The organism is Herbidospora solisilvae, assembly GCF_009901565.1.
GTDB classification, from domain to species: domain Bacteria; phylum Actinomycetota; class Actinomycetes; order Streptosporangiales; family Streptosporangiaceae; genus Herbidospora; species Herbidospora solisilvae.
The window spans coordinates 517,277-524,299 of record NZ_WXEW01000001.1; the positions used below are offsets into that span (position 1 = coordinate 517,277).

Annotated in this window: 5 protein-coding genes; 3 read left to right on the forward strand and 2 right to left on the reverse strand. The window is 70.4% G+C overall.

Translation table 11 applies throughout. The features are described 5' to 3' along the window. The first annotated feature begins 18 nt into the window (after nucleotides 1-18). From GT755_RS02385 to GT755_RS02395, 3 genes are read left to right on the forward strand one after another with little or no spacing between them, the layout of a single operon-like run. Nucleotides 19-1,674 (forward strand): ABC transporter ATP-binding protein, encoded by a 1,656-nt coding sequence (locus GT755_RS02385; RefSeq protein ID WP_328794134.1) that lies wholly within the window; start codon nucleotides 19-21, stop codon nucleotides 1,672-1,674. After that, entirely contained in the window at nucleotides 1,671-3,395 is a 1,725-nt protein-coding gene (locus GT755_RS02390; RefSeq protein WP_161478026.1) for an ABC transporter ATP-binding protein, read from the forward strand. Before GT755_RS02385 ends, GT755_RS02390 begins: the two co-directional genes overlap by 4 nt. 9 nt (nucleotides 3,396-3,404) lie before the next feature. Then, on the forward strand, nucleotides 3,405-4,484 hold the full coding sequence (locus GT755_RS02395; RefSeq protein ID WP_161478027.1) for an iron-siderophore ABC transporter substrate-binding protein: 1,080 nt from the start codon (nucleotides 3,405-3,407) through the stop codon (nucleotides 4,482-4,484). Nucleotides 4,485-4,541: 57 nt separating this feature from the next. On the opposite strand, the gene GT755_RS02400 is transcribed toward GT755_RS02395, so the two are convergent. Both GT755_RS02400 and GT755_RS02405 read right to left on the reverse strand, forming a co-directional pair. Further along, nucleotides 4,542-4,772: a WD40 repeat domain-containing protein gene (locus GT755_RS02400; RefSeq protein ID WP_161478028.1), complete on the reverse strand. Its 231-nt coding sequence runs from the start codon at nucleotides 4,770-4,772 to the stop codon at nucleotides 4,542-4,544. Nucleotides 4,773-4,916: 144 nt separating this feature from the next. Then, complete coding sequence (locus tag GT755_RS02405) at nucleotides 4,917-6,698, reverse strand: competence protein CoiA family protein (protein ID WP_161478029.1); 1,782 nt, start codon at nucleotides 6,696-6,698, stop codon at nucleotides 4,917-4,919. Nucleotides 6,699-7,023: the final 325 nt, after the last annotated feature.

Genomic DNA, 7,023 nt, shown 5'->3' on the forward strand with positions numbered 1-7,023 from the left:
CGAGGCGGAGGGTGACGGGTGAGGGCTGTCCTGTGGCGGGCGATCTCGGGGCAGCGCCGTGACGTCGTCACCGGTGCCGTACTGGGGGCCGCCCACCAGGCCGGTGAGGTCATGGTCCCGGTGCTGATCGGCGTCGTGATCGACCAGGGGGTGGCGGCGGGCGACCTGCCCGCGCTGGCCCGGTGGCTCGTCGTCCTGGCGGTCGTCTACGTCGCGTTGTCGTTCTCCTACCGTTTCGGCGCCCGCGCCGGGGAGCGCGCCGCCGAGCGGGCCGGGCACGCGCTGCGCATGGAACTGGTCGAGCGGGTGCTCGACGCCCGGGGCGGCGCCGAGGAGGGCCGGCTCCCGGGCGCGCTGACCAACACCGCGACCGAGGACGCCAAGCGGGTCGGCGCGGTCAACATGTCGGTGATGCTGGCCTTCTCGGCGCTGATGGGCATCGTGGTCGCGGCGGTCGTGCTGCTGCGCGTCTCCGTGCCGCTCGGCCTGGTCGTGCTGGCCGGCACCCCCCTGCTGCTGTTCCTGGGCCACCTGCTGAGCAAGCCGCTCGAAAAAGCCAGCGAAGACCAGCAGGACCGCGCCGCGCACGCGTCCGGCGTCGCGGCCGACCTGGTCAAGGGGCTGCGGGTGCTGAAGGGCATCGGCGCCGAGACGGCCGCGGTCGCCCGCTACCGGGTGACCAGCGGCGACTCCCTCGCCGCGACGCTGCGCGCGGCCCGCGCCGAGGCCCTGCAGACGGGCCTGGTCGTCGCGCTCACCGGCGTCTTCATCGCCGTCGTGGCGCTGGTCGGCGGTCGGCTGGCCGCCTCGGGTGAGATCACGCTCGGCGAGCTGGTCTCGGCCGTCGGCCTCGCGCTGTTCCTGATCGGCCCGCTGGAGGTCTTCGCCTGGGTGAACGCCCAGTTCGCGATGGGCCGGGCCTCGGCGGCCCGGATCGCGGAGGTGCTCGCCGCCCCCCACGCCATCGCCGCCGGCACGTCGCCGATGCCTGTTCCGGTACGCGGTTCGCTGCGCCTCCGGGGGGTCTCCCACGACACCCTCAAGGGCGTCGACCTGGAGGTGGCCCCGGGTGAGGTGCTCGGAGTCGCGGCCGTCGACCCGGCCGACGCGATCAGCCTGCTGCGCTGCCTGGGCCGGACCGCCGACCCGTCGTCCGGGACCGTCGAACTCGACGGGGTGGCGCTGGCCGACCTCGACCCGGCCGCGCTGCGCGAGGTGTTACTGGTCGCCGACCACGACGCCGACCTGTTCGAGGGCACGCTGCGCGAGAACGTCGGCGGCGCCCACCCCGAGGCGATGGCGGCGGCCGGCGCCGACGAGGTGGCCGGCGAACTGCCCGGCGGCATCGACGGCCACGTCGCCGAACGCGGCCAGTCGCTCTCGGGCGGCCAGCGGCAGCGGGTCGCCCTGGCCAGGGCGCTGGCGGCCGATCGCGCCGTCCTGGTCGTCCACGACCCGACCACGGCGGTCGACGCGGTGACCGAGGCGCGCATCGCCTCCCGGTTGCGCGACGTCCGGCGCGACCGGACCACGATCCTCGTCACCACCTCCCCCGCGCTGCTCGCGGTGGCCGACCGGGTGGTGCTGCTCGACGGCGGCCGGATCACCGACGCCGCCCCGCACGCCGACCTCGTGACCCGCAACGCCGCCTACCGGACGGCGGTGCTCGCGTGAACCGCGAACTGCTCCCCGTCGCCACGGCGGCCCGCACCCGCGCGGTGCTCCTCGACCTGGTCCGGCCCTATCGCGCGCTCGCCCTCGGCGGGTTCGCCGTGATGGTGGTGGCCACCTCGATCGGCCTGCTCACCCAGCCGCTGCTCGGCGCCGTCGTCGACCTGGTCGCCTCCGGTGAGCCCGCCGCCGCGATCACGACGCCGGTGCTGGCGCTGGTCGCGGTCGCGGTCACCCAGGGCGGCGCGATGACCCTCGGGCTCGCCCTGGTGTCGCGGCTCGGCGAGACGGTGCTGGCCCGGCTGCGCGAAAGGTTCGTCGACCGGGCGATGCGGCTGCCGCTCGAACAGGTCGAACGGGCCGGGTCGGGCGACCTGACCGCCCGGGTGACCGGCGACGTCTCCCTGATCGCCGAGGCCGTCAGGGTCGCGCTGCCCGAGATGGCCCGCTCGGGCCTGGCGATCGTGCTCACGCTGGGCGCGCTGGCGATCCTCGACTGGCGGTTCCTGCTGGCCGCGCTGATCGCGGTGCCGGTCCAGTGGCACACCGCGCGCTGGTACGTCCGCAACGCCGGCCCCCTCTACGCCCGCCAGCGGGTGGCCGGCGGCGCCCAGCAGCAGCAGCTCCTCGACACCATCGGCGGCGCGACGACCGTGCGGGCGTTCCGGCTGGAGGCCGACCACACGGCCAAGGTCGCCGAACGCTCGAACACCGCCGTCTCGCTGACCCTCCAGGGCGTCAACCTGGTGCTGCGCTTCTACAGCCGCCTCCACGTCGCCGAGTACGCGGGCCTGGCCGCCGTGCTGGTCGCCGGGTTCCTCATGGTGCGTTCGGGCGCCGCGTCCATCGGCACGGCCACCGCCGCCGCCCTCTACTTCCACTCCCTGTTCGCCCCGGTGAACACCGCGCTGGTGCTGATCGACGACGCCCAGTCGGCGGGCGCGGCGCTGGCCCGCCTGGTCGGCGTCATCGACCAGCCCGAACCGCCCGCCCTCGACCGGCCGAAGGCCCCGCAGATCGAGGTCTCCGGGCTCGGCCACGCCTACGACGAGGGCCGGCCCGTGCTGCACGAGGTCGACCTGACGATCCGCGCGGGCGAACGGGTCGCCCTGGTCGGCGCGAGCGGCGCGGGGAAGACCACCCTGGCGAGGCTGATCGCCGGCATCCACCGGCCGTCGACGGGCACGATCGCCGTCCCCGGCGAGGTCGGCATGGTCACCCAGGACGTGCACGTCTTCGCCGGCCCGCTGGCCGACGACCTGCGCCTGGCCCGGCCCGACGCCACCGACGCCGACCTGCGCGAGGCGCTGACCAGGGTCGACGCGCTCACCTGGGCCGAGACGCTGCCCGAGGGCCTGGCCACGGTCGTCGGCGAGGGCGGCCACCGCCTCACCGCGACCCAGATCCAGCAGCTCGCGCTGGCCCGGCTGATCCTGGCCGACCCGCCCGTGGCCGTGCTCGACGAGGCGACCGCCGAGGCGGGCAGCGCCGGGGCGCGGGTGCTGGAGAAGGCAATCGAGACCACCGTCGAGGGCCGCACGGCCCTCATCGTCGCCCACCGCCTCACCCAGGCGGCGGCGACCGACCGGGTCGTCGTCATGGACGGCGGCCGAATCGTGGAGAGCGGCCCGCACGACGAGCTGCGCTCCTCCGGCGGCCGCTACGCCTCCCTCTGGGAGGCGTGGTCGGGTGTCCGCACCACCAGTGAAAACCCCCTCGAATAAGGAAATTCGATGCTCGGCATTACGAGAGGCATCCGGTTCGCCGCGGTGCTCGCCTCCTCCCTCCTGCTCGGCACCGTCGCCGCCTGCGGGTCGTCGTCGGAGACGGCAACCCCCGCCGCGTCGGCTTCGGCCGCCCCTCCGGCCGGCACGACCGCCCCCGCCGCCGCCTTCCCGGTGACGATCGAGCACAAGTTCGGCTCCACGACCGTCCCGGCCGCCCCGCAGCGGATCTTCACCGTCGGCCTGACCGACCAGGACGCCGCCATCGCGCTCGGCGTCGTCCCCGTGGGCACCACCAACTGGTTCGGCGGCTTCCCCGGCGCGATCGGCCCGTGGGCCACGCCGAAGCTGAACGGCGCCCCCGTCCCGACCCTGCTGGAGGACCCGGGCACCGGCCCGCAGGTCGAGAAGATCGCCGCCCTCAAGCCCGACCTGATCCTGGCCCTGTACGCCGGCCTGACCAAGGAGCAGTACGAGACCCTGTCGAAGTTCGCCCCGGTCGTGGCGCAGCCCGCGGCGTACAACGACTACGGCATCCCCTGGCAGGAGCAGACCCTGATCACCGGCAAGGCCCTCGGCAAGGAGGCCGAGGCCAAGGCGCTGGTCGACGAGGTCGAGACCAAGTTCAAGACGATGGCCGCCGAGCACCCCGAGTTCGCCGGCAAGAAGGCCGTCGTGGCCACGCCCTACGAGGGCTTCTTCGTGTACGGCAGCCAGGACACCCGCTCCCGCAACCTCGTGTCGCTCGGCTTCGGCCTGCCGGAGGACCTCGACGCGGTGATCGGCGACAAGTTCGGCGCCAGCATCTCCAAGGAGCGCAGCGACCTGCTCGACCAGGACCTCATCATCTGGACGGTCCCCGACACGAAGAAGGACGTCGAGACGCTGCACAAGGACGCCGTCTACAAGGACATGAAGGTCGTCGCCGAGGGCCGCGAGGTCTTCATCGGCGAGAGCACCAACTACGGCGTGGCGTTCTCGTTCGTGACGGTGTTGTCGCTGCCGTACGTGCTCGACCGGCTGGTGCCGCAGCTGGCGCAGGCGGTCGACGGCGACCCCGCGACCAAGGTCGAGCCCGCCGCCGACTAGCGGCCGTCGCTTCGAATGAACCGGAGGCCGGGCCCACACAGGGGCCGGTCTCCGTTCTCACGGGCCGCAGGTCAGTCGATGGTCCACCGGCGATGTGCTGCCGTCATTCCCGCGCCCCGCGATGGCGCATACCGCGCCGAGCAGGTCGGCCAGGATTCCGACGTCCCAAATCCGGATGGTCGAGTCGGTGTTCGCCGTGGCGAGCAGCATGCCCTCCGGACAGAACGCCATGTCGCCGGCGGGGGCCGTCTCCAGGATGCCGACCTCCCGCTGAAGGTGCTCTCCCACGACAACGCCTACACGTAGGCGGCGAACGGCGCCAGCCCCATCCGGCTACGACCGGCCCCCGCCGGAGAAAGAGCAGGGGCCGTCGCAGTCCGACGCCGCGAAGATGAGCCGATCTCCGCCTGACGAGTGCGACCAGCCGCGTCGTCAGTCGGACCGCCCACTCACGATTCGATCGTGAAGCGCGGAGATCTGCGTCTTGTACTCGGCAAGTTGCTTGGACTCGGCGAGATACAGGCTCTCCGGCGATCCTGCCAATAGTGGCTCCAGGCCCTTACACAGCTCCTTCGCGTAGCTTGGTTTACCTTGATCGATCGCGTGGCCGATCAAATCGATGTACGCGGAGATCTTTTGCCTGACCGCCCTGTGCGAGTGCCGGGATGGTTTCGTCGTAGCTGACCGCCTGGTCTGAAGCACCGTTGGCTGGCTGGTCAGGGCCCGCTGAAGACTGTTCAACAGCTCCTGGAATGCGCCAACGTGAGCAATGGGTACGGATCGAAAGAGTTCCAGCGCCTGACCGTGCAAGCGCCTCGCCTCGGGCACGTCTCCTGCCCTGGCCTTATCGAAGGCGAGATCGAGGATCCGGCCAAGTTCCCGGACCGATTGCGACGACGCAGCCGGTGGGGCTTCAGCTCTGTTGTCTGCCCTTCGCCGACGGTTGAGACGCTTGCGAGCCCGTTTCTGCTCCGTAGCGCCCAGCGTCGCGATGAGGGCCTCAGCTTCCCCATTGAGCCGTGTCGAGGCTTTGACGTCACGAGCCCGACGCGCTTCGGTAAGTCCATCAAGAATGCTCTCTAGCCTTCCCCACGCCGATGCTTCGGGCGATACCTCGTCCGTTCTGGTCGGGGTAGGTTCTGCGAGGGGTTCAAGTTCCCCTTGGGGGAAGGCCTGTAAGCCTTGCGCGTGTATCCTCCACGTCACCCCTGTCTGGGTGCCCTCAGCTGAAATAAGCGCCGGACCTATCACTCGATGATCACGGCCGATCACCACGTCGGCTGTCTGCTCCGGCAACACGATGCGGACTTGCTGTGTCGGGAGCGTCACGACTTCGCTCTTGATCTCCGCCTCTATGACGCAGCCATTTGTCGAACAGGGCACCACGGCCAGCAGGCTGATGCTCAGCGGGAAACCTATGATCGACCCAACGCCTGCCTCCACCGCCCTAGATTCAGGTGGTGGCTCCATCACCTTCGCATGCTCCACCTCGGCGGGTGCCCCGGGCAGCCGGACGCTTCGACGGCGATGATCGGCCACGTGAGGCGTCCAGATGCGGCCTTGCTCGTCGAGCTTGCAATCCTCAAGGTTCGCCCAGAGCGGGATCTTGCCGCCGATCTTCGTCCCGATCCGGACTGTACGGCGGAGCCCATCGCTCTCACAATCGACCACAAGGGCGTACCCCTGCCGCCGGGTCATGTGCTTGACCATCGGCACGGTTGGAGAGAACAGCCAATCGACCTTCTTATGAGAGCGCCGGAGCGCAGCATCTCGCTGGGGCCAGGGTCGATCAGAGTCCCAACGCAGGTCGGGCCGGAGCGCGATGGCGATCAACAATCCCTTTGTCGTCTCGATCGTCATGCCGGTGCAGGTGCCACCCTGGCGCGGAATGGTGCCTTCCCAGCTGAACTCCCTGATCTGGTGGTCCTGCTTCGTCAACCAACGGGTCAGCGCCTGCCTGATGTAGAGGTGGTCGGCGCTGCCGACATCGTTGCTGGAACGGCGACAGGTGATGGGACGGCTGGTGCCCTCGGGATGGTGCGCGAAGTGCGGCACCTTCTGGGGTCCGATGCGGGTGTACAGCTCCTTCCCACAGCCTCCCAGCCATTCACCGCAGAAGAACCTTCGAGCGCTGTGGCGCTTGCGCAGCAGCTCTGCGTCGATGCGCCCGAACGGCATCAGGATCGGCTCGTGAGATTTGGGCGATCCGAGCACGGCGGTCTAGACCTTGCGCTTGTCCGTCATCTGCACCTGCCCCAACGAGGCCCGAGAGTGGCGACAGGCTACAAGATCGGGGCACTACCCAACAGACCGTAACTCTCAGTAGTAGGCGGCCGAACGGTACATGATCCGGCCCTCCTCTCCGGCCGGACAGCGGCGGAACAGGCCGGGTTTCATGATCCATTATCAGCCGGTGAAACGCACCCGAAGGAGATCGTCGAAGCGTTCAAGCTCCTCCGCAGGACGATCGAGACCACGCAGAGGACCATGATCAACCAATTGGGCCTCGACATAGAGCTGGGCCACCAGAGCCGGCCAG

Excerpts from the sequence above, each read along its gene's own strand:
- GT755_RS02395 (WP_161478027.1), top strand. The coding sequence starts at position 3,405 with ATGCTCGGCATTACGAGAGGCATCCGGTTCGCCGCGGTGCTCGCCTCC.